This is a genomic window from Pseudomonas sp. A (genome assembly GCF_056270345.1).
This window is the reverse complement of the sequence record NZ_CM149873.1, coordinates 4,874,935-4,897,599: the sequence shown is the minus strand read 5'-3', so window position 1 is coordinate 4,897,599 and position 22,665 is coordinate 4,874,935. Positions and strand designations below refer to the sequence as shown.

The following is a 22,665-nucleotide window of genomic DNA, read 5'->3' as shown; positions in this document are numbered from 1 at the left end:
AGCTTGCCATTGTCTACTGTAGTCAGGACTTGTTTCCAGACTCAACGTTATCGCCGCGGGTGTCGACAATCACCAGAGGAGTCGTGGTATTTGACACAAGGCCAAATCCATTTCTCGCGGTCCATGTGGCATGGATATGGCAAAAGTCATTTGGGAACAACAGGTGATGTGCCGGGATTTCAAACTCTGTTGCCGTGTCTTTATCGTCTTCACCAACGGTTTTCAAGAAGGAGTATCTGCTCCCTTCGATAGGCGTTTCGCCATCGTCGTGTTCACCCTCAACGGCCTGGTACAGCTCGATCGAAATAATGTCACCCGGCTCCTTTTTTTTATAGTACGGTGTAATGAACTTGACCCCTTGATTGATCTCGTCCTTTGTGATTCTGCCGGAGGCATTGAGAGGGTCATATTCGCCATCGTCGAGGCTTCCTTCACCCGGAAGCTCATCGTTTCCGTGCACTGTGATCGGTTGTTCATAGGACCGCGAAGTATTCTCCTTCCCCCCTGTGACCGCTCGGGTTACCAAGAAGTGGAGCGGTTTTGTACCAGAGCCTTCTTGCGCGATCTGGGCGGCAGTCAGCGGAAACCGCAGATCGTCCGTGCCGTTCGCTTCCAGGTCAGTGACGGTACGTGCAGGGAACTCTATTGCACCATAAACGACGGAGACCTTGTCGTCCTTCTCCAAGACCTTCTTGGGTGGGAATTTTCGATCGTACAACGGTATGTAGATCGTGGCGTCCTGGTCGAATTCATCACTGGGGATTTCATTGTATTTTTTGCTTGCGGTCTCCAGGTAAGGGGGGCGCAGGTTCGGATGCACCGGATCTTCCGGATCTGGATTTGGATCGCCCCCAACCTGGAACAAGTTAACCGCCACTGTGGTGGTCTGCGAGGTGCCGGCAACAATATCGTTTCGCATAATGCGGTAGAACACATCGATACTGGCGACCAGGTTGTCACCTGCCGTTGCCTTCTTCCACGTATCGTAGAGGGCTGCATAGGAGGGATACAAAGTCTGCGGATTGCCTTCTTCGCCACCAGGGATAGGCACCAGTTCATGCACGGCGTCACCCCACACCAGTTCAATCTTGTCACCCGGCTGGATAGCCGGCGTGCCAGTGTGGGCGGGTACGACCAGTTCCAGAGGCTCGCGTGCCTCTGCATCGATGATGAGACCGTCATTGTGTGCAGCAATCAGCGGGGCGAGCAGGCCTTTCAGTTCCCCCTTGAGGAGTACCTTCAGCGTCAGTGGGAGGGACACCATCGAAACATTGCCTGCTCGATCCGTGACCGTGTAGGTGAAAACGAGCGTACCGTCCCCCAAGGCCTCGATATCTGCCCGTGAGAAGCGCAGCTTCAATCCGTCCTTGGGACGACGACGCATGCTTCCTCGGGCTTTGCGTCGAGGACGTAAAGTGCTGCTGATCGTCCCCTCGATGATGTCGCCGGGCGCTATGCCGCCATAGCCGGCAAGGGTGCATTCCAGGTATTGCTCGCCGTCCTCTTCCTTGAGCTTGTCCGAGGTCAGCCCGTTCGTTTTGATTAGCTCATCAACAATCAACTCGGCCAGCAAGGGTTCGCCAGGTTTGGTCAGGTCGACAATGAAGGATTGTGCTGGGCCACTCTCGTTACCACTGCCGGAGTATATGACTCGGTAGATGATCGTGTGGGTGCCTTCCGTGCGAACAGACGCAGGAAGGTCGATTTCAAAAGTGTCCCCAGGTTTTTTACCTTTGAACGTGACGGCCGGATCCAATGGAGCACCATCTACTATCAGTTGCACGCTATCGCCGTCCGGGTCCTTGATCGAGTCCGGCACTGGAAATGTGAGCTTGAGCGGGTCGGAGCTGACGCTTGCCAACAGTAAATTGTCTGCAATGCCGGACGGCGGCAATTCCGCCAGGGCGTTTGCCGGGAACACCAAGGGATCAGTAAAACCCAGTATGCCTGGCGACCGTTTGCGTGTTGGCTTGTAGAACATAGGGCACTTGCAACGCCCGGAGTGGGTAATGGATTGGCTTGGCACCTTGCCGGGTGTGTGCACGTCGATGCGAGAAGATTGGTCAGACATGGTTGCATTCCAGTGGCTAGGGGATTCACAGGGTTGCTGCTGGGCGACGTGCCCCGTCAGGCACTGCCACAGCAGTCCTACTGGCTGTCCCGGTACCTGGCGCAGCCGATGCGATCGCAGAGTCATGGTCGGAAAAAAGCGCGCGCTTGTAACCTGACAGAATTGCCAGGTCGCCACTGGCGGGTGTCTATCATCGAAGGGGGAGGCGCAAGGAGAGTGCGCTCATCGTGCGTGTTGTGGGACCCTCGGCGTCAACCGAAGGGCCCATTGGAGGAGAACTCGTGCACTTTGCAGTGCTCACTGAGTACCGCGGGAGTCTACGATCAGCTTGGCGGTGGTGTCGTTCTTCACCGTTTTCCCATTTCTGGTAACTTGCCATATGGAATGAATATGGCAACGTTTCTTGGGGGCGAGCAATTTGGCCGTTTCAAGGGGGAATTTGTACGCCTCGGTCTCTTCACTGGCATCGAGGACCGTATATGCCATGGTGATTCTTGACTCCTCCAAGGGCGACTCATTATCTGTGTGTTCGATACCCTCTACCTGGACCAGATCGATTTCAATCAGGTCGCCACTTCGCTTGTGCTTGTACGGCGGCGTCACGAAATACACGATCTTGCCATCCTCGAGATCAGCCGGGATGATGCAGCAGGCGGACTTGAGGGGCGCGTACTCACCTTCTCCCAGGTCGCCATCGCCTGGCAGTTGCTCATCAGCGTCCACGAGCACTGGTTGGACCGGCCCCTGTGACGTGTTGTGGGTCGGGCCTTGGACAGGGCGCTCCACCTCATAGACCAGGGCTTGTGTGCCACCCGCTTGTTCTGCGATCAGGTCGGCCGTTAGGGCAAATTCGAGGTCAGCCTTCTTGCCGACGTCAGCGTCGCTGACGGTCCGTGGGGGAAACGCATAGGTACCGTAGCTGAGCCGGACCACATCGTCCTCGATCAGCACCGGTGCCGTCGGTGAGTGCCGGTTGAACCATGGCACGAAGAGCCTGGCGTCCTTGGCATAGTCATCTTTGGGGATGTAGTTGAGCTGCCCTGACCAGGACATCAGCACGGCTGGACGCAGGTTCGGGTGGGTCGGTACCTCTGGTTCTGGATCGCCACCCACCTGGTGCAGGTTGATGACCACGTCCAACCCTGCGGAGGTGCCGGCCACCATGCCTTCGCGAATGATCCGATAGCTTACGGTGATGCGGGCGGTTTCATCGCGCCCCTGCGATTGCGCCTTCCAGGTGTCGTAAAGGGCTGCATAGTCCGGGTAGATCGGCAGGCGAGCACCTTCCTCGCCATCGGGGATGGGTAGTGGTTCGTGGTGGGCATCGCCCCAGATCAGCTCGATCGCGTCGCCTGGCAGAATGGGTTTGTCCGAATAGGCGGGGATGATCACTTCCAGCGGTTTGCGCGCCTCTTCATCGTTGATGATGCCATCGGCGCTGTCTGCCACTTCTGGTGCCGGAAGATTGGTCAGCTCGCCGTCGAGCAGTACCTTGAGAGTCACGGGGCGCGAAGGGAGCGAAATATTGCCGGCGCGGTCGGTGACGGTATAGGCGAATGTTCTAAGGCCATCCCCTGCACGTTCGATGTCCTCCCTCAGGAACCGCAAGATGATCTCGTCTCCAGGCCCGTATTCTTGCTCGACATCCGTTGTGCTACCGAACCCGTCGAGGTCGGCGATCACGCCACGGATCCTGTCGCCTATTCCAAGGCCGTTGTAGCCATTGAGGGTCGTTTTGAGATAGTGCTTGCCATTGTGGATTTCGAGGGTGGCCGAGGTGACCCCGCCTTTGATGATGTCGCTATCGACGTTCAATTCGGCCAGTGACGGCAGGCCAGGTGCAGTCAGATCGACCTTGAAGGATTGGAGGGGACCGTCCTCCGATCGATTGTTCGAGTAATGTATGCGGTACTGGATCGTATGGATGCCTTCTTGGCGAGCGCTGGCGGGCAGTTCGATGGAAAAGATGTCCCCCGCCTTGTAGCCCTCGAAGGTGATGGGGATGCTGAACGCGCTCCCGTCCACGAGAAGCAGTACGGCATCCCGGGTTGGGTCGACAACCTTAGCCGGGATCCTGAACCGTAGCGTGATAGGGTAGTTCCTGAAGTCTGCCAGCAACAGGTTGTCTGCCTCGACACCCGGGAGGGTCGGAGCGAGCGCATCCTTGGGAAACACCAGTTCCTCATCAAAGCCCCACGTGGCGTTAATGCGAGCAGGTTTTCGAACCGCCTTGTAGGCGTGCCGGCTATGGCAACCACATTGCGAGACAATGGATTTGGCCGGCAGGGTGGCAGGCCGATACTCGGCGATGAAATAACGTTCAGACATGGTTGTTTTCCTGTGCTGTCAGGGCTTCAGGTTTGGGGCTGGCGGTGACGGGCCTCGGCAGTGTTCCAAGTCGTTCCGATACCGGGTACGGTGCAAACGAACGCAGGTTCATAGTCGGGAAAAAGCGCGAATTTGTAAGCTGACAGAATTACTAGGTCGGGCTGGCGGGAGGGGGCATGCGTCGGTTTGGCCGACGCATGCCCAGGCGATCAGAAGGACAGGCGCACGGCCAGTGAAGCCGCGGTGTCGGAGAAGTCGTTGCTGCCCACTTGCTGGGCCAGCGACGCGGTGATCGTGAGGTCGCGGTTGATGCGGCCTTCCGCGCCGACCTTGAATTCGGCGATGTTGCGGGTGCCGGCCTGGGTCACGCTAACGCCGTCGAGGTTGACGCCGGCCTGGCGATTGTTGTGAATCCAGTTGGTTTCGACGAAGGGCTTGAAGCTGTCGGCCAGGGTGTCATCGCCGGTGTAGTTCAGCTTGAGCGAGGCGCGGGCGCCGACACTGACGCTCAGGGTATCGCTGCCCTGGGTGGAGACGACGGTGCCGTTGTCTTCGCGGTGATCGTCGGGGGTCACACCCGACCAGACCACCTTGGCCTTGGGTTGCAGGTACCAGGCATCGCCGTCTTCGAAGCGGTCGCTGAACACATAGCCGGCTTCCAGTGACGTGGAGACGCCCTTGGCACTGTAGCGCTCGGTGGCCACGTCGTCGCCGGAGACCTGGGCGTCGAACCAGCTGTATTGCAGCACAGCGTCGGTGTACAGGCCCTGTTCGCTGTTACCGTTGGCAAACCAGGTGCCATAGACACCGGTGGTATAGCCCTTGACCTGACTGCTGGCGGAGTGATTGGTCAGCTGCGAGGTGCTGTTGCCATGGCTGTTGCCGTAGCCGGCAAAGACCCCGGTGCGCCAGGCGCCGCCGGCACGGGTCGAGCCGCCGGCCAGGTCGGCGCCGAACAGCGTGGCGTTGCGGCTGACGTGGGTGTTGAGTTGCCCGCTGCTGTCGGTGCTGCGCTGGTGCCCGCCGCTGTGCTTCATCCACAGGTTGGTCGAACGGCCGTCGGCCGCCAGGGTGTCGGCACGTTCGGTGTCGCCGCCGCGCTGGCCGACACTGGCGTCGAACAAGGTGCTCATCGCGTACAGGTTGGCCGCGTAGGCGCCGCCTTCGGGACGGACGATCAGGATCGGCGCGTCAGGGTTGCCCGGATCGATCAATTCATTTCGCAGGTACCAGTTGCCGCTGTTGTCGCCTTCACCCCGTACCAGTTGATAGTCGTAGGCTCCGGCAACGATACGACCTGCCTGGGTGAATTCCCCGTTGGAGGCGCCGCCGACGGTGATCAGTTCGATACCATTCAAGGTCTTGGCACCGGACCCGCCGAGGTTGTTGACGCTGACTGACGTGGTGCCGCTGGTATCGCCTTCGATGATCAACCTGTCGGTTACCGAGGCATCGCCCTCCAGCTTGGTGTTGAATTCTATGCTGCCGCCATCGCCGACATAGTCGCCATGCACGGTCAGAATCCGGCCGGCTTCGTCGCCTTCCCTATCGCTTTGAAAGGTGATTCTGCCACTGTTGGTGAGAAGCTCGTCGATGGAGGAGTCAGCGGTGACGATCCATTGCGCGGAGGCACCGACATCGAGCTGGTCCACACCCTGCATTGCGCCACGCAAGATGGCTTTTTCACCGAGTGCCACATGGGTCGTGGCGGTGTCGGCAGAGATGATATCGCCTTCGATTTCACTGGTCTTGATGGTCAGGAATACGCTGGCGTCGTCCTCCACCTCGAGCAGGGTGCCATTGTTCGCATGCACCACGGTGCCATCGCGCAGGGTGATATGGGCTGTCGGGGCGATGGGCTCCGAGGCGAAGGCCTTGCCGACATGGATGGCGCTGCCGGTGGTCGAAATCAGCTGGCTGCCGGCGATATCCAGGGTGGCCACTTGGTCACCGGCGTTGTCGCCCCGGCTGTCCGAGCTGATGGCAATTGCGTGACGGGCGCCATCGAGCACCGAGCCCACGACGGTGCTGGTGCCGCCGTACATCTGCAGTGCGACGCCGGACAAGGCACTGGTGCCATCATCGGTGGCGGTCACACGGCTGCCGACCAGGGTGACGTTGCTGTCGTTGTTGAGAATCGCACGCCCGGCGGCACTGATGGTGGCGCCCGTGGCGTTGAGGTTGCCGCCTTGGGTCAGTGAGATCGCCACACCCGAAGACGAATCCGAGGCATCGGCCTGGCTGCCGGCGTTCATGTTCAGGGTAGCGCCATTGCTCACCTGCCAGGACTCCGCAGGGCTGCCGGCCTCGACAGTAGCCTGTTCACTGCGACCCTCAAGGACGCCCGCTGTGGCAAGGGGCGTGCAGCCGAGCAGCAGGACACAGGCGAATCGATACGGCCTGCGGACACGCAGGCGCAGTTCTTTTTTCATCGTGGACTCCGACGCGAATAAGTAAGTGGGACAGGCATTCGGGGAGCGCTGAAGAGTGCGGGAAGAAGTGAACTGAGGCTGTAGGAAAAGTCTGGGCATGGGGCGGGAAAAGGTGAACATTGGTGTCACTTCCTGGCTCATGCGTGCGGGTAGCTTGAGCCAAGGGTGATGGGAAGTAACCTGACAAAAATGCTAGTTTTCAGGTGCCAGGAAATCGGCATGGGTTACCAGGGCCCGGCTTGGGCCCTGGTTGGTAGTTCAGAGCTGAATGAGCTCGGGGCGTGAGAAGAGGTAGGTCTTATCCTTGGTGCGCCAGATACTGTAGTTGAACAAGACGGGGCCGCCTCGGTTTTCAGCTATCCAGGTGTCTAGTGCCAGAATTGTAGCTCTTTCAGGTTCATCAAATCGCTGATAACTAGTGGAGCGCTTTGCCACTCGTCCATTAATTATGAGGTTAACCCTGTCGCTATCTTCCCAGTCTGGGAACTCGATATCGGCAGTGTACTTATCACCACCAGAGGTGATTTTGATGGCCGGAGTTTCCACCGCTTGAGGCTCAACGGCCACCCTGCGTGGTGTGGAGGCTATGCCATTTACAAAGCTGGTCACGGAGACCTCACTCGAGTAGCCCCCCATTGCCAGCGAATCCGGCAGCAAGAAATTCAGTGTCTCCGGTGAACGGACTGTTTTCTCCTCGCTGCGCCATTCAACAACGCCCGTTGCCTTCCACACTACAGTGACCTTTTGTCCAGCTCGCATGCCGGGGTAAGGCTCCACGTCGACCTTGAGATGCTGATCGGGTTGCACATCACGTAGGTAATCCAGCTTGTCGTTCTTGGCTTGGGGAAGTTTTGGGGCTGCAATGACGGTGTGGGTGACCGGCCGGGAAGTACTTTTCGAGAGATGTTGACCGTCCACGTGGTAGGCGACACGGATCGAACCTTTTACCAATGCTTTTACGAAGCCATTGGGAATCTTGAACAACATGTCCTCAACCGGAGAGCCGACGTTCTGGGGTTCACTTGTAAAAGGCATGTCTTCGCCGTCGGCGTTCCGACCGTATGCCTCGACGATGACAGCTTGTCCCGGCTGCAGATTCTCATTCGCAGGCACCACCACCGCCAGGTCGGCGGTCAACAGGTACCTCATGTCGATCTCTTCGTCTTCATGTCCATCGACAAGAAGGCGCGGCGCGGCGGGCTGTTCGGGATAGTCGAAGTCTACATCCACCGTCGTGGACGGAGCCAAGAGGGAGTAATTGCCTGCATCGTCGGTAATACTGTAGCGCAGCGAAGTTCTACCGCCAGGGATCTTGGATTGCAAGTCGTCGAGGACGATCACCGTGTCATTATCGATATCATCAATTCGGATACTGTGTTCGAAACCGGACCAATGTATCGTCAAGGTGTCGTAGCCGGATTGATAAGTCCATTTGGGGACCGTTATGGTGACCTTCTCGGTGTCTCCTGCCAGCCATTCAGGGACGATTGAGGCTTTTTCCAGCTTATAGTTTTCCTCTGGGAACGGCAGGTCTTTATCAGGGTCCCCGGGGATCGTGGTCTTGATGAGTAGTGCGGTTTCATCCGAGGGGAATTCTATTCCGCCTGGGAAACTTATGAACTTGTACCAGAGTCCATGCAAGCCTTCTTTTGTATTTATAAAATGTTCTGCAGTAGGTTCTAGCACTATGACGCCGGTCTCGTCTTTTTTGACGAATCGACTGTATATCATGGTGTCGTCCAGAAATAACTGAATGTCATCGCCATCCGCTACGTCGAGGTACGGGCCCACACGCGTTTCCAGAATCTTCTTCGGGTTGTGCAACAAATCATAATAACCGAGTCCACCATTCCCCTGGCCATCGTCGTCGGCATCCACCATTTTCGGAGGCATCAAGTTGGCGTAGGAAGTGGGGTTGGTGCTGGTATCATTTGTAGTGGTTGTAGTTGTAGTTGTGGTTGTTGTAGGTGTTGACGTCGTTGTCGTTGTCGTTGTGATATGAGTGGCGGATGTTGTAGTGTTTTTCGCGGGTGTATTGGACGTGCTGCTCATAGGTGCTTCTCCTGGCCGGCGCGGGGGACAGGCATTGCCGGAGCTTCCAAGTTAGGAATTGTGCTGCTATGTAACAACTGGCAAAAATGCTAGGTCGAATGGGCACGAGCGGGCCTGAATTATCCGGGGTACGGCCACGCACACTTGCCTACGAGCGCCTGGCCAGGATGCTGGGCTGAGGCAGGGTGATGCCGGACATGCCTGGAGCCTGCGCCTATACTGCAACTCCCCGGAACAACCGCAAGGAGCCCCAAGATGTCCGTGGAAAAACAAGGCAGTTGCCTGTGTGGTGCAATTTACCTGAGTGCAACAATCGACAACACCCATGTCAGCGCCTGTCATTGCAGCATGTGCCGAAAATGGACCGGTGGCCCGCTGCTGGCGGTCCATTGCACCGAGCCCCCGAAATTCGAGGGCCCAACCCCGAGCGTCTATGATTCCTCCCCCTGGGCCCAGCGCGGCTTCTGCGGCCGGTGCGGTACGCACCTGTTCTACCGCTTGAAAGAGGGCAACCTCTATGTCGTGCCGGTCGGCCTGCTGGACGGCACGGAAAACTGGACCTTCACCGAGCAGATCTTCATCGACGAAAAACCCGCCTGGTATTGCTTCGAGAACGAGACCAAGAACCTCACCGGCCAACAGATCTTCGAACAGTTCGCCCCGTCCTGAGCCGACCCGCCTTGCCAAACTCAAGCATTCCTGAGAAAAGGGCGCCCACCAAAACCGTCTCGAGGAACCTGCCATGAGCAGTGAGCTGCAAGTCATCGATCTACACGAAGGCGACGGCAAGTCCGTGGTCAAGGGCGCGCTGATCACCACCCAGTACCGCGGCACCCTGGCCGACGGCAGCGAGTTCGATTCGTCCTGGTCGCGCGGCAAGCCGTTCCAGTGCGTGATCGGCACCGGCCGGGTGATCAAGGGCTGGGACCAGGGCCTGATGGGCATGCGCGTGGGCGGCAAACGCAAGTTGCTGGTGCCGGCGCACCTGGGCTATGGCGAGCGCTCGGTCGGTTCGATTCCACCGAATTCGGACCTCACCTTCGAGATCGAGTTGCTGGAAGTACTGACCCGCGACGATTGAGCTGCGAGCAATAATTCAGCAACACACAGGCGTTAACGTGGCCTTGTCCATGGAACGGCATGTGTGCCCAGGGAGGAACCAAACGGGTCGAAGGCACTCTGAGCCTCACTCGCTGCCACGGATGGCATTCACGACAGGGACGACCAGCAGCCAGGGCTGCCGGACCATGTGGCGGGGCAACCCAGTACCCCTTGCCACAAGAGTCCGTCCCAGATGAAGCTGCCCACCTTCCTTCGCCGTCGTCGTCACCTGTTGTTGAGCCTGACGCTCGCCGCTGCGGCCGTGCCGTTGGCCTTGGCAGTGGTCGAGAGCCGCGCGCAACCCGTGGATGGCACCCAGACCCTGGTTTTCCTGCGCCACGCCGAGAAGCCCGGCGAAGGGCTGGGGCAGTTGAACTGCCAGGGGCTCAACCGCGCTCTGGATCTCGCCACCTTGCTGCCCGAGCGTTTTGGCGAGGCTGACTACGTATTCGCCGCCAACCCTTCGCGGGGTGTCGAGGAAGGTAGCCTGGATGAGCGCTACAGCTATATCCGCCCGCTGATGACCATCAGCCCCAGCGCCATCCGCCTCGGCTTGCCGGTGAACATCGACTATGGCGCCAACGACACCGAGGATCTGGCGGACGAGCTGCTTAGTAGCAAATACCGCAATGCGACGGTCTACACCGCCTGGTCCCGCGGTTATCTCCCGGAACTGATCAACACCGTGGCCGGCAAGGCCCTGGGCGAAGAGCGGGTGCTCACCGAAGACTGGCATCGCGACGACTTCGATACCTTGTACGTGCTCACGCTGACCTGGCGCGATGGCAAGGCGACCCTGCTCAGCCGTAACCTGCGCCAGGGGCTCGATCACGGCGAGTCTGGCTGTCCGACCTGACCTGCTGTTACTGTCTGGCCATCAGGCCTGGACGGGAACGGATGCATGAACCAGCGGGTGACAGTGATCGGCGGCGGGGTGGTCGGCCTGGCGACGGCTTATGCGCTGGTGCGCGACGGCTGGCAGGTCGACCTGGTCGAGGCCCGCGACAGCCTGGCCAGCGCCACAAGTTTTGCCAACGGCGGGCAGCTTTCGTACCGCTACGTGGCGCCACTGGCCGATGCCGGTGTGCCGTGGCAGGCGCTTGGCTGGTTGTTGCAGGGGGACTCGCCGTTGCGCCTTCGGTTGCGTCTGGACCCAGCGCAGTGGCGTTGGCTGGCGGCTTTCGTCATGGCCTGCCGTACCTCCGTCAATCGCCGTAATGCCGCTCGGCTGCTGAGTCTGGCGCTCGAAAGCCAGGCGGCTTTGCAGCGCTGGCGCGAGCAGGACGGCCTCGATGATTTCGCCTGGCGGCGCAATGGCAAGCTGGTCGCATTCCGTACCCAGCGTGCATTCGACCACGGGCGCCAAAACTTGCTTGATTCCCACAGCCAGCGAACACTGGATGCCGCCGAACTGCGCGAACTCGACCCGGCGCTTTTCGATGCACCGTTCGTTGGCGGCGTGTTCACCCCGGACGAAGAGGTCGCCGATTGCCACCGTTTTTGCCTGCGTCTGGCCGAGCGCCTGGAGGCGTCGGGACAATGCAGGTTGCTGTTGGGGCGACCGGTGACACGGCTGATAGCGCACGATGATCAGGTGCTGGCCCTTGAGCTGGGCAACGAACGGCTGGAAGTGCAGCACCTGGTGCTCTGCGCCGGGCACCGTAGCGCCGGCCTGGCATTGCCGGGCTTGAATTTGCCGGTCTATCCCTTGAAAGGCTACAGCCTGACCGCGCCGATTGGCGCCGCGCATCGGGCGCCCGATGTGAGTATCACCGACTACGAGCGCAAGATCGTCTATGCCCGGCTGGAGGATCAGCTGCGTGTGGCGGCGATGGTGGACATCGTCGGTTACGACGAGTCGGTGGATGCCGGCAGGCTCGCGAGCATGCGACGGCTGGCGCGCGAGACCCTGCCGGAGGCCGCTGATTACAAGCAGGCGGTGGAGTGGGCTGGGATGCGGCCGGCGACGCCGACCGGAGTGCCGATCATCGAGGCCACACGGTATCGCAACCTGTGGCTGAACCTGGGGCATGGTGCGCTGGGGTTCACCTTGGCGTGTGGCAGTGGCGAGCGGCTGGCGAGGCTGTTGCGCTGACCTTGTTGGCCTCATCGCAGGGCAAGTCGGGTCGCCGCATCGCCGCTCCCACGGGTTGCTTTTGACGCCAGGGGAGTGGGCTTGCCCTGCTACGGGCGCGCTGCTGGTAGATCAGTGCCCGAAGCGCATCGGCCAGCCCACCACCTTCTTCGCCCGCGGCGTGGCGTAGGTGCGCACCTTGGAGGTGCTCAACCCCAGCCTCACCAGTGATTCGGCAATGGTCACCGCCGCGCTCACACCGTCCACCACCGGCACCCCGGTGCGCTGGCGGATCTGCTCGTCGAGTCCGGCCATGCCGCCGCAACCCAGGCAGATCACTTCGGCCTTGTCCTCGCGCACGGCGCGCTCGGCCTGCTCGACGATGGCTTCCACCGCACGCCGAGGGTCGCTTTCCAGCTCCAGCACCGCCAGGCCGCTGGCGCGCACCGAGGCGCAGCGCTCATACAGTCCGGAGAGCTTGAGGCGGTCCTCGATCAGCGGTACGGTGCGGTCCAGCGTGGTCACCACCGAGTAGGCGTGGCCCAGGTACATGGCAGTGCTGGCGGCGGCATCGGTGATGTCCACCACCGGCACGTCCAACAGCTCCTGCAGGCCTTCGCGGCCATGCTCGCCGTAGCCGGCCTGGATCACGGCATCGAAGGGTTGATCGTAGGCCAGCACCCGGTCCATCACCGCGATGGCGGCCAGGTAGCTCTCGAAGTTGCCCTCCACCGACTCGGCGCCGAACCACGGGGTCAGGCCGACGATCTCGGTACCGGGCGCGGCCACGCTGCGCGCTTGCTCGGCAATGGCTTCGGTGATGGCTTCGGTGGTGTTGACGTTGGCGATCAGAATACGCATGACGGATCTCCCTGAAATCAGTGGCTGCTGTGGTCGACGGCGATGCATTCGCCGCTGACATCGAGGTATTGGCGGTTGCGTGGCGCGATCAGCAGGTAGACGGCGGCGGCGATACCGGCACCGATCAGCCAGGAGAACGGCGCGATGCCGTGGAAGTTGGGCACCAGGGCCAGGACGATGGCCAGCAGCGCGGCCGGGATGAACGCGGCCAGGGCGCGCAGGTTGATGCCGCGGGTGTAGTGGTAGGCGCCGGCGGGGTTCTCGCTGTACAGCTCGGGCACGTTGATGCGGCCCTTACGCAGCAGCCAGTAGTCCGCCATGATCACGCCGTACAGCGGGCCGAGCAGGGCGCCCAGGCCCGAGAGGAAGTACACGATCACCAGCGGGCTGTTGTACAGGTTCCAGGGCAGGATCAGCACCGCCAGGGTGGCGCTGATCAGCCCGGCGCGGCGGAAGTTCAGGTGGCGCGGCGCCAGGTTGCTGAGCACGAAAGCCGGGGCGACGAAGTTGGCCATGATGTTCACCGCCACGGTGACGATCAGGAAGGCCAGGCAGCCCAGCACCAGGAACGCGGTGTTGGGGATGCTGGCGACGATCTGAGTCGGGCTGTCGATGACCTGGCCGTTGATCTGGAACTGCGCGCCGCACAGCACCACGGTGATCGCCGCGAACACCAGGATGTTCACCGGCAGGCCCCAGAAGTTGCCGACGCGTATGGTCCTGCGGCATGGCGAGGAGCGGGCGAAGTCGCAGAAGTTGAGCACCAGGGTGCCGTAGATCGCCAGCCACAGCGCGCCGCCAGCGAAGATGTTGCGCCACATCTCGTAGCCGCTCAGGGGCTCGGCGACCGACCAGGCGATGCGTGCATCGGCCTTGAAGTACATGAACACCGCCAGGCTGGCCACGGTCAGCAGGATTACCGGCCCGGCGAAGGCCTCGTAGCGGCGCACCATCTCCATGCCGTAGGCGAGGATCACCAGCTGCACCAGCCAGATCGCCACGAAGCACACCCAGCCCAGGCTCGACAGACCGAGGATGCTGTCGTGGTCATAGGCGGCCACCTGTGGCCACACGGCGGTCAACAGCACCCGCAGCACCACCGAGGCCAGGTAGGTCTGGATGCCGAACCAGGCGATGGCGATCACCGCGCGGATCAGCGCCGGGATCTGCGCGCCATGGATGCCGAAGGCGATGCGGCTGATCACCGGGAACGGCACGCCGGTCTTCTGCCCCATGTAGCCGGACAGGTTCATGAAGAAGTACACCAGCGCCGCGCCGATCGCCAGCGACAGCAGGATCTGCCAGCCGCCCAGGCCGAGGGCGAACAGCCCCATGGCGAAGGAGTAGTTGGCGATGTTGTGCACGTCGTTGGTCCACAACGCGAAGATGCTGTAGCCGCCCCAGCGGCGGCCTGCCAGTTTGGTCGGGGCGAGGTCGCGGTTATGCAGGCGCGGGCTCAGTTCGAGATCGGCCGGAAGGCCTTCGAGGGCGGTGGTCGAGGGATGGGTGCTGGCAACGGAAAGTTCAGGGGCAAGGGGGAGGCTGCTACTCATTCCGGCGGCTCCTGATGCGTGTGACTGCGATGAGCGGGCGCTGGCGCACGGGCTCGCCATCTCGTCGGTGCAGGCGTTGGCATCACTGGGTTCTGGGCGCAACGGTCGCCGGTGGGGCGACGCTGCGGGTTCTTGTGTATTTATGTTTTGCTGAACTTGTATACAAAACACGGACACACAAAAGCCAGTTCCATGCCAGCAGGAGCAGGGATGTTAGGTACTCGTTATTTCGAATCTATATATGTAAAGGGTAAGTAGATGAAAATATTGAGCTATAAATTGACCGAATGAACAGGTTTAAATTTTAGAGTGCTGATTTAGTTGATCATTTGGTCAATTTTATTGGGGGGATGTGTAACCTATTGGGGCGTTACCTCGATAAAGTGCACACAAAAATGGCACTAAACGTGACATTTATGTGTACAAGTATTCATCTGGTTTGCTTCTCTGTCCTGCAGCCCCCAATTCGTCGGATCGAATAGTCTGCGCGCCTGCGCACCCAGGAAATCTGGTCGACGCCAGCCTCGCGCAAATGCTGTCTCAGCATGGCAAGTGCCTCTTTGACAGCCCCGCCCGGGAAACAGAAATCAATGACCCAGGCGCGTCCACCCTCATTCCATTCACTCGGGTGCAGCAGGAAATTCGGGTCGTGGAGCAGACGTTGCTCGGTGTCGGGGGCCAGGTGCGCCCAGATGAGAAAGCCCCTCGGCGCACTGCTCGAGTCGAAGAGCATGATGATCTGTGCATGCTCGATAGCGGGTGCGATCCAGTAGTACAACGTGCGTATCTGGAAGCCTGAAGAGCGTCGGCAGCCGGCCATGACCATGGCGGCATGGCCCAGCATCGTTGCCTTGTCATTGAGCTTGGTGTCTCGACAACTGGTCTGCAGATTGTAACGTTTGTTCATCTGTTCACCTCACAAGGCCAGGGTAGAAATTCAATGCCTGCCTGATTTCTTCATGGCCTTCGGCCTGTGCCGACAGCGCCTCCAGAGTCAGCGGGGTCGTATCGTGCTCCGACAGGGTGAACCGGCCGGTTTGCGGGTTGAAGCAGATGGCCAGCGTGGCACTTGACCAGAACGGCAGGGCATGCTGCTGCTCGTGGCCGAGATTGAAGCGACCGGCCAGCAGCGCGTGGTCTTGCAGTGCATGCAAGGCCGCTTTTCGGTCGCCGACCGGTTCTGCATCAATAGCCTCGATGAGGCTTTGCAGCTCATGTAGCACACGGTGGCTCCGGTTAAGCCGGGTGGTATTGATCAGCAGGGTGAGGTGGAGGTTATGGCGGTCGATGTTGTACTCGACAGCCGCCTGCGCAACCCTGTCAAACAGCTGGTCGTAGCTTGAGCACAATGGGCCGGTCAGCGTGGCATCGCTCCCCAGCCAGGCCAGATCGGCTGGCTCTGCATCTTTGCCCAGGCTGGACAACAGCGCGTAAAAGAGTGGTCCGCTCCAGCGTTCATAGCCGTCCCAACCCGTAGTGTCGGCGATGGCGGTTACCGTGAAATCGTCAAGTTCCAGAATGCGTTGCAGTGCGTTGGCAAAGGCGGCGAATTCCGGGGTGTTTTCCAATTGGCGCAACAACCAGAGTGGGAATCCGGCCTGGGCGACCTGATACAGACTCAGGTAATGGCTGTAGCGTTGGTTGAAGTGCTCAAGGGTCTTTTGCCAGAGGCGTAGCGACACCTCGTTGTCCACGACTGCGTACTTGCCCAGGTAGTAGCACAGGCTCTGCAGGCTCTGCAGGGCGGGCAGGTATTCGCTGTTGAAGCGCTCGATGCTGGAGCGGTCGCCATTGATGAAGTGAGTGAACAGGCAAACGCCACTCAGGTCCAGCCAGCCCCCTGTCAGGGAAACGTTGGATGCGCTGACATTGAAATGGATGATGTGCTTTGCCCGCGCGGCCGCGAACTGCTCCGCGTAGCGCCCGGCCAGCTCGACCAAGCCACTTTCCAGGCGTTGTTCGAGTGAGGGCATAAGAGCGGTCGAGGCCTGTACTCCGGGGAGGAAGTCGACCAGGCGTTGAATGACCTGTTTAACCCGCAGGGCATCCTCGCCCAGACAATCCAGCCGCTGTTGTCTGAAATAGATGGACCTGATGAAATGTGCAGGGCGCACAACCGGCTGGCGAACCAGAAGACCGCGTTTCAATGTCCCGCGCCAGGTCTCATAGGTCTGGCCGGTGTCGAGGATGGCAATGGTCCTTGTGGCCCCGAAAGGCAGCACCGACGCGATGATTTCTGCCCAGACCGACTCATAGAGTGCGATGGTCAACGACAAGTTGCCATCACCGTGGCCCGCGTCCACATCGTGGCCTACCAATGGATTGGCCCCAAGCCCCTTTAGTTGCCACACACCATCAAAACCACAGCGTGCGCCACCGCCGTTGCTGAGAATACCGTCGCCGCCGTAACGTTCAGCCATGAAGGTCTTGCGGGTCACATTGACGCGCCGGGGCACGGTATCGGACCGGATCACGTAGCTGTAAGAGGCCAGCAAGTCAGCCGAAGTCTGCCGTTCACACAGCGCTTCATTAAGATAGATAACTTCACAGTCCTCGATATATTCCGTTTCGAAAGGGACGAATACTTCGTGCAACTCATTGAGTTGCGCCACTTCATTGTCTGGGGCGATCATCTGGGCGGAATAAGTTCTGGCGTTTAGTCGAGGCGTGTCAAGGCCGGGGAGGCCCGCTACGTCGCGGCTCTGTGAGGCGGGCAATGTTGGCGTTTATATCCCACGGGCATGCCAAAGTGCCACCCTACAGGTGTAGGATGGCCTTCGCTTCAAGAATGTGGATAATTACGTATTGCCTGTGACTTTGTGTTGAAGTGAGGGCAGGCGGGCGTTCGATGTGTTGAACAAAATGGCCAGTTCAATGCGGTTGCCAATATTCAGCTTTTTGAATACCGAAGACAAATGGTCCCTGACGGTATGTTGGCTGATACCCAGTTGTTGTCCGATTTCCTTGTTGGTCAACCCTCTCGATAAGCAATGAATGACGTCGTGTTCTCGTTCCGTGATGTTCAACGCATGTTTCCTTTGTATTGCGGTTGCCGAATGTCAGGCGGCGGATGACAAAGTCGTGTGGCTCTGTGTGCTGTCCTGCTCATGGTGGGAGAGGACGAGCAGTGGCGTCAAAAATTTAGCTGGCCGCAGATTATTTTTTCGTCCGTTGAGGGCACCCTCGTAATCAAGTCGACCCGTTGAGGTTGGGCCCGGAGCGAAGACTCCCGGCCAGGTAAAGGATGACTGCGTGACAGGTAAGGCCCCCTTGTTTCGACCCGAAGCGCTGGCCGCGCGACAGACCACCTGGCTGGGTGACATCGTGCTGGTCAGGCCTGTTTCCTTCACCGTGATGACACTCGTGGCGTTGTTGCTCGCGGTGATGGTCGTGAGTTTTTTCTTTTATGGCAGTTATACAAGGCGTAGCACCGTCCCAGGCCAACTGGTGCCGTCATCCGGGCAGTTGAAAATACACGCGCCGCAGTACGGTGTCGTGCTGGAGCGTTACGTCGAGGAAGGGCAGCAGGTGGAGCGGGGCAGGCGGCTGTTCCTGATTTCCAGTGAGCGCTCGGTCGACTCGGGGCCGGTCCAGGCAGAGGTCAGCGATCAGCTTCAGAGTCAGCGTCGTTCTCTGGAGGAGGAGCTGCGCAAGCAGCAGCAACTGCAGGTTGAAGCGCGGCAGAGTCTGGATAGCAAGCTGCGAAGCCTGACCCAGGAACTGGACACGCTGGCGCAGCAAATCGCCAGCCAGCAGCGGCTCGTGCAACTGGCCGGCAATGCGGCCGAGCGTTACCAGGGCCTCATGGACAAGGGCTATATCTCCATGGACCAGCTTCAACAGCGCCAGGCCGAGCTTCTGGGTCAGCGCCAGAGCCTTCAAGGGCTGGTGCGCGAATCGACGGTGCTCAAGCAGCAGTTGGTCGAACGACAGCATGAACGGGCAGGGCTGGAGGCGCTGCACGGCAATCAGCTGGCCAGCATTCACCGATCGTTGTCGTCGGTGCAGCAGGCGTTGATCGAAAGCGAAGCCAAGCGCTCGCTGGTCATTACGGCACCTCAGCCAGGCGTGGCCACCTCCATCCTGGTGGGGCCGGGGCAGGTAGTGGACAGTTCGCGAGCACTGATGAGCCTGGTACCGGCGGATGCCAACCTGCAGGCAGAGCTGTATGCCCCCAGCAAAGCGATTGGCTTTATCCAGGCAGGCGACGCGGTGCTGCTCCGCTACCAGGCCTACCCCTATCAGAAGTTTGGCCAGCACCATGGCCAGGTCATTTCGGTGTCCAGGACGACGCTTTCCGCCGCCGAGCTTGCCAATGTGGTTGGGACCGTGCCCGGTCTGGGTGGCAACGGCGAACAGATCTATCGCATTCGCGTGGCCCTCGAGAGGCAATCGGTGCAGGCATACGGGGAGTCCCGGGCATTGCAGGCCGGCATGCTGGTCGAGGCAGATGTGCTGCAGGAGACCCGGCGTCTTTACGAGTGGGTGCTCGAACCGCTCTACAGCCTGACGGGCAAACTCTAGGAATGGACGCATGAACTACATCGACGCCATTACCCCGAGCCTTGGGCGCCGTCTTCCGCTGATCCTGCAGACCGAGGCAACCGAGTGCGGACTTGCCTGTCTGGCCATGATCGCTGGCATGCACGGCCACCATACGACCCTGATGGAGCTGCGCCGGCGGTTCAGCGTCTCGCTCAAAGGCATCACTCTCAGGCAACTGATGCAGACTGCCGAGCGCCTCAACCTCGGTACCCGTGCGGTAAGGCTGGAACTGGGCGATCTGAACAAGCTCAAGCTACCCTGCGTGCTGCATTGGAACTTCAACCATTTCGTGGTGCTCAAGGCTGTTCATGGGCAGCACCTGACCGTGCATGATCCCGCCCAAGGGGTGCGCCAGCTGAGCTTTGCCCAGGCCAGCGAATGCTTTACCGGTGTTGCACTGGAGGTATGGCCCGAGCAGGGCTTCGAGCAGCAGGCCGCCAAGCCTCGGCTGGGCTTGACCAAGATGCTCGGCCGTGTGAGCGGGCTGTACCGTGGTTTGGCCCAGGTGCTGCTGTTGGCGCTGGTGCTGGAAGTGTTCTCGCTGGTCAGCCCGTTCCTGTTGCAATGGACCCTCGACAACGTAGTGGTCACCCAGGACCGTGATCTGCTGACCACGCTGATGATCGGCTTCGGCCTGTTGCTGTTGATGCAGCAGGTGGTCAGCGCCACGCGCGCCTGGGTAATGATGCACATGAGTACATTGCTCAGCGTGCAGTGGCGGGCGAACCTCTTCAGTCACCTGCTGCGTCTGCCGATCCAGTACTTCGAGAAGCGCCACCTGGGTGACGTGGTGTCCCGCTTCGGAGCTGTCGATCAGATTCAGCATACGCTGACCGCGGCGTTCTTCTCGGCGATCCTCGACGGCCTGATGACCATCGCCACCCTTGCCTTGATGTTCCTCTACAGCCCGTCGCTGGCGATGATCGCCGTGTTGGCGATGGTGGCCTATATCCTGGTTCGCTGGATGTGGTATGGCCCACTGCGCCGTGCCAGCGAGGAGCAGATCGTTCATGCGGCGCGCCAGCAGAGCCATTTTCTCGAAACGCTGCGAGGGGTACGCACGCTCAAGTTGTTCCAGCGTCAAGGTGAACGGCGCTCCACCTGGCTCGGATTGTTGGTTGCCCAGATCAACGCCGGATTGCGCACGCAGAAACTGCAGATGCTCTACACCCAACTCAACGCGCTGATCTTCGGGTTGGAAAACCTCTGCACCATCGGTCTAGGTGCATCGCTGGTCATGAGCAATCACTTCACGGTCGGCGTGCTGATGGCGTTCATGGCGTACAAGGGGCAGTTCGTCAGCCGTGTAGCCAGCCTGGTAGACCATCTGTTCGACCTGCACATGTTGCGTTTGCAGGGTGAGCGGCTGGCCGACATCGTCACCCACCCTCCCGAGGAACAGCGGGATACCCCCCAGGGCGCGGACTGGCCAGCGCGCCAGATGACCATCGACATCCAGAACCTGAGCTATCGCTACTCCGAGCATGAGCCGCTGGTGCTCGATGGCATCGACCTGCACATCGCGCCCGGGGAGTCCGTTGCCATCACCGGTGCCTCGGGATGCGGCAAGAGTACCTTGGTGAATGTGCTGCTGGGGATATTGCCGCCCACCAGTGGCCAGATTCGCATGGGTGGGCATGAGCTGCGCCAGCTGGATCTGGAGTCCTGGCGCGGACGGATCGGCACGGTGATGCAGGATGACTGCCTGTTCGCCGGCTCGCTCACAGACAACATCACGTTCTTCGAGTCGAGCCCCGATCTGGAATGGGCCATGGAATGCGCGCGCATGGCGGCCATCGATGCCGAAATCATGGCCATGCCAATGGGCTACAACACCTTGGTGGGCGACATGGGCACGGTGCTGTCCGGAGGCCAGAAACAGCGCTTGCTGCTGGCCAGGGCACTGTACAAGCGGCCGGATATCCTCATCCTCGACGAGGCGACCAGCCATCTTGATGTGGCCAGTGAGCAGCGGGTCAATGCTGCGGTGCGTGCGCTCGCCGTGACCCGAATCATCGTTGCCCACCGCGCCGAGACGATTGCCTCGGCAGACCGGGTGGTACACCTTGAAGCAGGCCGAGTCAGGCTCGATCTGCCGAGGGTGGATTCACCGTCCTGCCCAGGCGGGGCGGTCACATCGTGAGCGCTGGCACTTTCTTTGGCTGTCTGCTCGGCATGCTGTGCGCGTGGTCGTCCGGCGTCGTTGCGCTGGATGTATTCTCGACCGGTGAGTCCGTGGCGGTCATGGTTGCGCGCAACGATGCCGAAGCAGGTGCAACCTGTATTGACCCTGCGCCACCAGGGGGGCTTACCCTCGATGTCATGATCGAGCGTGTGTTATGTCGTGACCCCAAGGCCCGACGTGCCTGGGCTGAGGCCAAGTTCCAGGCCGCGCAGGTGGGAATAGCCCAATCGGCGTACCTGCCAAGGCTTGATGCTAGGTCCTCGTTCAGTCGCAGTCGCAATGACAGCCGTTACGACAACCGAGAGGATCACTCGATCCAGGGCAGGCAGCGTCAGCTCGAAAATCGACTGGGCCTGAGCTGGGTGCTGTTCGATTCCGGTCGACGAGAGGCCGACCTGCGTCATGCGCGGCAATTGCTGGTGGCGGCCAATGCCGATCAGGACGAGCGCTTGCAGCAGGCATTTTTGCAAGCGGCCCGTTTGTACTACGACACCTTGGCGGCCCAGGACAGGCAGCGGCTTGCAGAACAGGTTGCCGCACTGGCGGCCGAGAATCTCAAGGATGCGTCCGCCAAGTACGAAGCGGGCGCGGCCGCGCTTTCAGATCGTTTGCAGGCACAGACCGCCTACACGCAAGCCAGCCTGAACGAAGTTCGGGACCGGGGGGCGGTACGCAGCGCCCAGGGGCAGATTGCCCTGCTTGCAGGGTTGCCGCTGCAGACGACGCTGACGCTGGCGGGGACGCTGGCCTGGCGCCCGACCACGTCTTTCGTCCAGGACCTGGATGCGCTACTCGAACAGGCGGGATTGGACCATCCCGCAGTCATAGCCGCAAAGGCCCGGCTGGATGCGGCGAAAGCCGGTATCGCCGAGCGCGAGGCTGCCGGTCGCCCGTCGCTGTCGCTGATCGCTTCGCTTTCAGATATGCAGGCACATCGGTCAACCGACTTTGATGGCGACAGCCGCGCCCGTGACAGCGTTGTCGGTCTGCAACTCAACATCCCGCTGTTCGAAGGATTCGAGCGCACCTACCAGGTGCGTGGTGCCCGGGCCAGGATGCAGGCCAGTGAAGCAGAGCTGGCGGATGTCGAGCAGCGCGTATCGCTGCAACTGTGGGACAGCTACCAGTCCCTGGGTACCGAAACCCAGGCACTTGAAAGAACCGCCGAGTGGGTGGAGCAGGCAATGCTTGCCCTGAACGTGGTCCAGGGCCGTTATCGCTCTGGAGTGGGCAGCATGATCGAGCTGCTCAATGCTTCTTCCGCCTATGCAATGGCGGAGCAGGAGCATATTGCTGCATTGAACCGTTGGCACCTCGCGCGTTTGCGACTGGTGGCGAGCCTGGGGCGCCTGGGATTCTGGGCGCTTTGATCGCTGCTATTCGAAAAGGTGCTTCGCGCGCGTGTAGCCGAAGGGTAAACGCTGAACATCTTTTAATAAAACCATAGGGAATTGTAATAATGC

At 60.3% G+C, this 22,665-nt stretch carries 16 protein-coding genes; 7 read left to right on the top strand and 9 right to left on the bottom strand.

Features of this window, described 5'->3' with window-relative positions; genetic code table 11:
- Window positions 1–22: 22 nt before the first annotated feature.
- The 4 genes from AC0MAZ_RS21865 to AC0MAZ_RS21850 all read right to left on the bottom strand — a co-directional run bounded on the left by AC0MAZ_RS21865 (window position 23) and on the right by AC0MAZ_RS21850 (window position 8,883).
- Window positions 23–2,071: a hypothetical protein gene (locus AC0MAZ_RS21865; protein WP_475859144.1), complete on the bottom strand. Its 2,049-nt coding sequence runs from the start codon at window positions 2,069–2,071 to the stop codon at window positions 23–25.
- Window positions 2,072–2,368: 297 nt separating this feature from the next.
- Complete coding sequence (locus AC0MAZ_RS21860; RefSeq protein WP_475859143.1) at window positions 2,369–4,399, bottom strand: hypothetical protein; 2,031 nt, start codon at window positions 4,397–4,399, stop codon at window positions 2,369–2,371.
- A 209-nt stretch (window positions 4,400–4,608) separates the two neighbouring features.
- Entirely contained in the window at window positions 4,609–6,831 is a 2,223-nt protein-coding gene (locus AC0MAZ_RS21855; protein WP_475859142.1) for an autotransporter outer membrane beta-barrel domain-containing protein, read from the bottom strand.
- A 258-nt stretch (window positions 6,832–7,089) separates the two neighbouring features.
- Window positions 7,090–8,883, bottom strand: a complete 1,794-nt coding sequence (locus AC0MAZ_RS21850; RefSeq protein ID WP_475859140.1) for a hypothetical protein — start codon at window positions 8,881–8,883, stop codon at window positions 7,090–7,092.
- Between the two features lie 255 nt (window positions 8,884–9,138).
- Here AC0MAZ_RS21850 and AC0MAZ_RS21845 point away from each other — a divergent pair, with 255 nt between their 5' ends.
- The 4 genes from AC0MAZ_RS21845 to AC0MAZ_RS21830 all read left to right on the top strand — a co-directional run bounded on the left by AC0MAZ_RS21845 (window position 9,139) and on the right by AC0MAZ_RS21830 (window position 12,079).
- On the top strand, window positions 9,139–9,552 hold the full coding sequence (locus tag AC0MAZ_RS21845; protein ID WP_475859138.1) for a GFA family protein: 414 nt from the start codon (window positions 9,139–9,141) through the stop codon (window positions 9,550–9,552).
- A 73-nt stretch (window positions 9,553–9,625) separates the two neighbouring features.
- Window positions 9,626–9,964 (top strand): FKBP-type peptidyl-prolyl cis-trans isomerase, encoded by a 339-nt coding sequence (locus tag AC0MAZ_RS21840; protein ID WP_203651705.1) that lies wholly within the window; start codon window positions 9,626–9,628, stop codon window positions 9,962–9,964.
- A 213-nt stretch (window positions 9,965–10,177) separates the two neighbouring features.
- Window positions 10,178–10,840: a histidine phosphatase family protein gene (locus AC0MAZ_RS21835; protein WP_232856556.1), complete on the top strand. Its 663-nt coding sequence runs from the start codon at window positions 10,178–10,180 to the stop codon at window positions 10,838–10,840.
- A gap of 45 nt (window positions 10,841–10,885) precedes the next feature.
- The gene (locus AC0MAZ_RS21830) at window positions 10,886–12,079 is read left to right on the top strand and encodes a D-amino acid dehydrogenase (protein ID WP_234560314.1); all 1,194 of its coding nucleotides are present in this window, start codon (window positions 10,886–10,888) and stop codon (window positions 12,077–12,079) included.
- A gap of 111 nt (window positions 12,080–12,190) precedes the next feature.
- Here AC0MAZ_RS21830 and AC0MAZ_RS21825 read toward each other — a convergent pair whose 3' ends face one another.
- The 5 genes from AC0MAZ_RS21825 to AC0MAZ_RS21805 form a co-directional block, all read right to left on the bottom strand.
- Complete coding sequence (locus tag AC0MAZ_RS21825) at window positions 12,191–12,919, bottom strand: aspartate/glutamate racemase family protein (protein WP_203651710.1); 729 nt, start codon at window positions 12,917–12,919, stop codon at window positions 12,191–12,193.
- Window positions 12,920–12,936: 17 nt separating this feature from the next.
- Window positions 12,937–14,472 (bottom strand): NCS1 family nucleobase:cation symporter-1, encoded by a 1,536-nt coding sequence (locus AC0MAZ_RS21820; protein ID WP_475859135.1) that lies wholly within the window; start codon window positions 14,470–14,472, stop codon window positions 12,937–12,939.
- A 430-nt stretch (window positions 14,473–14,902) separates the two neighbouring features.
- Window positions 14,903–15,379 (bottom strand): toxin-activating lysine-acyltransferase, encoded by a 477-nt coding sequence (locus tag AC0MAZ_RS21815; RefSeq protein WP_475859134.1) that lies wholly within the window; start codon window positions 15,377–15,379, stop codon window positions 14,903–14,905.
- 4 nt (window positions 15,380–15,383) lie between these two features.
- Complete coding sequence (locus tag AC0MAZ_RS21810; protein ID WP_475859133.1) at window positions 15,384–17,105, bottom strand: hypothetical protein; 1,722 nt, start codon at window positions 17,103–17,105, stop codon at window positions 15,384–15,386.
- A 165-nt stretch (window positions 17,106–17,270) separates the two neighbouring features.
- Window positions 17,271–17,498 (bottom strand): response regulator transcription factor, encoded by a 228-nt coding sequence (locus AC0MAZ_RS21805; RefSeq protein ID WP_475859132.1) that lies wholly within the window; start codon window positions 17,496–17,498, stop codon window positions 17,271–17,273.
- A gap of 244 nt (window positions 17,499–17,742) precedes the next feature.
- Here AC0MAZ_RS21805 and AC0MAZ_RS21800 point away from each other — a divergent pair, with 244 nt between their 5' ends.
- The 3 genes from AC0MAZ_RS21800 to AC0MAZ_RS21790 are packed head-to-tail and all read left to right on the top strand — an operon-like array spanning window position 17,743 to window position 22,572.
- Entirely contained in the window at window positions 17,743–18,996 is a 1,254-nt protein-coding gene (locus AC0MAZ_RS21800; RefSeq protein ID WP_475861473.1) for an HlyD family secretion protein, read from the top strand.
- Between the two features lie 10 nt (window positions 18,997–19,006).
- The gene (locus tag AC0MAZ_RS21795; protein ID WP_475859130.1) at window positions 19,007–21,160 is read left to right on the top strand and encodes a peptidase domain-containing ABC transporter; all 2,154 of its coding nucleotides are present in this window, start codon (window positions 19,007–19,009) and stop codon (window positions 21,158–21,160) included.
- Between the two features lie 32 nt (window positions 21,161–21,192).
- On the top strand, window positions 21,193–22,572 hold the full coding sequence (locus AC0MAZ_RS21790; RefSeq protein WP_475861471.1) for a TolC family protein: 1,380 nt from the start codon (window positions 21,193–21,195) through the stop codon (window positions 22,570–22,572).
- Window positions 22,573–22,665: the final 93 nt, after the last annotated feature.

Excerpts from the sequence above, each read along its gene's own strand:
- AC0MAZ_RS21865 (WP_475859144.1), bottom strand. The coding sequence starts at position 2,071 with ATGTCTGACCAATCTTCTCGCATCGACGTGCACACACCCGGCAAGGTG.
- AC0MAZ_RS21860 (WP_475859143.1), bottom strand. The coding sequence starts at position 4,399 with ATGTCTGAACGTTATTTCATCGCCGAGTATCGGCCTGCCACCCTGCCG.
- AC0MAZ_RS21855 (WP_475859142.1), bottom strand. The coding sequence starts at position 6,831 with ATGAAAAAAGAACTGCGCCTGCGTGTCCGCAGGCCGTATCGATTCGCC.
- AC0MAZ_RS21850 (WP_475859140.1), bottom strand. The coding sequence starts at position 8,883 with ATGAGCAGCACGTCCAATACACCCGCGAAAAACACTACAACATCCGCC.
- AC0MAZ_RS21845 (WP_475859138.1), top strand. The coding sequence starts at position 9,139 with ATGTCCGTGGAAAAACAAGGCAGTTGCCTGTGTGGTGCAATTTACCTG.
- AC0MAZ_RS21840 (WP_203651705.1), top strand. The coding sequence starts at position 9,626 with ATGAGCAGTGAGCTGCAAGTCATCGATCTACACGAAGGCGACGGCAAG.
- AC0MAZ_RS21835 (WP_232856556.1), top strand. The coding sequence starts at position 10,178 with ATGAAGCTGCCCACCTTCCTTCGCCGTCGTCGTCACCTGTTGTTGAGC.
- AC0MAZ_RS21830 (WP_234560314.1), top strand. The coding sequence starts at position 10,886 with ATGAACCAGCGGGTGACAGTGATCGGCGGCGGGGTGGTCGGCCTGGCG.
- AC0MAZ_RS21825 (WP_203651710.1), bottom strand. The coding sequence starts at position 12,919 with ATGCGTATTCTGATCGCCAACGTCAACACCACCGAAGCCATCACCGAA.
- AC0MAZ_RS21820 (WP_475859135.1), bottom strand. The coding sequence starts at position 14,472 with ATGAGTAGCAGCCTCCCCCTTGCCCCTGAACTTTCCGTTGCCAGCACC.
- AC0MAZ_RS21815 (WP_475859134.1), bottom strand. The coding sequence starts at position 15,379 with ATGAACAAACGTTACAATCTGCAGACCAGTTGTCGAGACACCAAGCTC.
- AC0MAZ_RS21810 (WP_475859133.1), bottom strand. The coding sequence starts at position 17,105 with ATGATCGCCCCAGACAATGAAGTGGCGCAACTCAATGAGTTGCACGAA.
- AC0MAZ_RS21795 (WP_475859130.1), top strand. The coding sequence starts at position 19,007 with ATGAACTACATCGACGCCATTACCCCGAGCCTTGGGCGCCGTCTTCCG.
- AC0MAZ_RS21790 (WP_475861471.1), top strand. The coding sequence starts at position 21,193 with ATGCTGTGCGCGTGGTCGTCCGGCGTCGTTGCGCTGGATGTATTCTCG.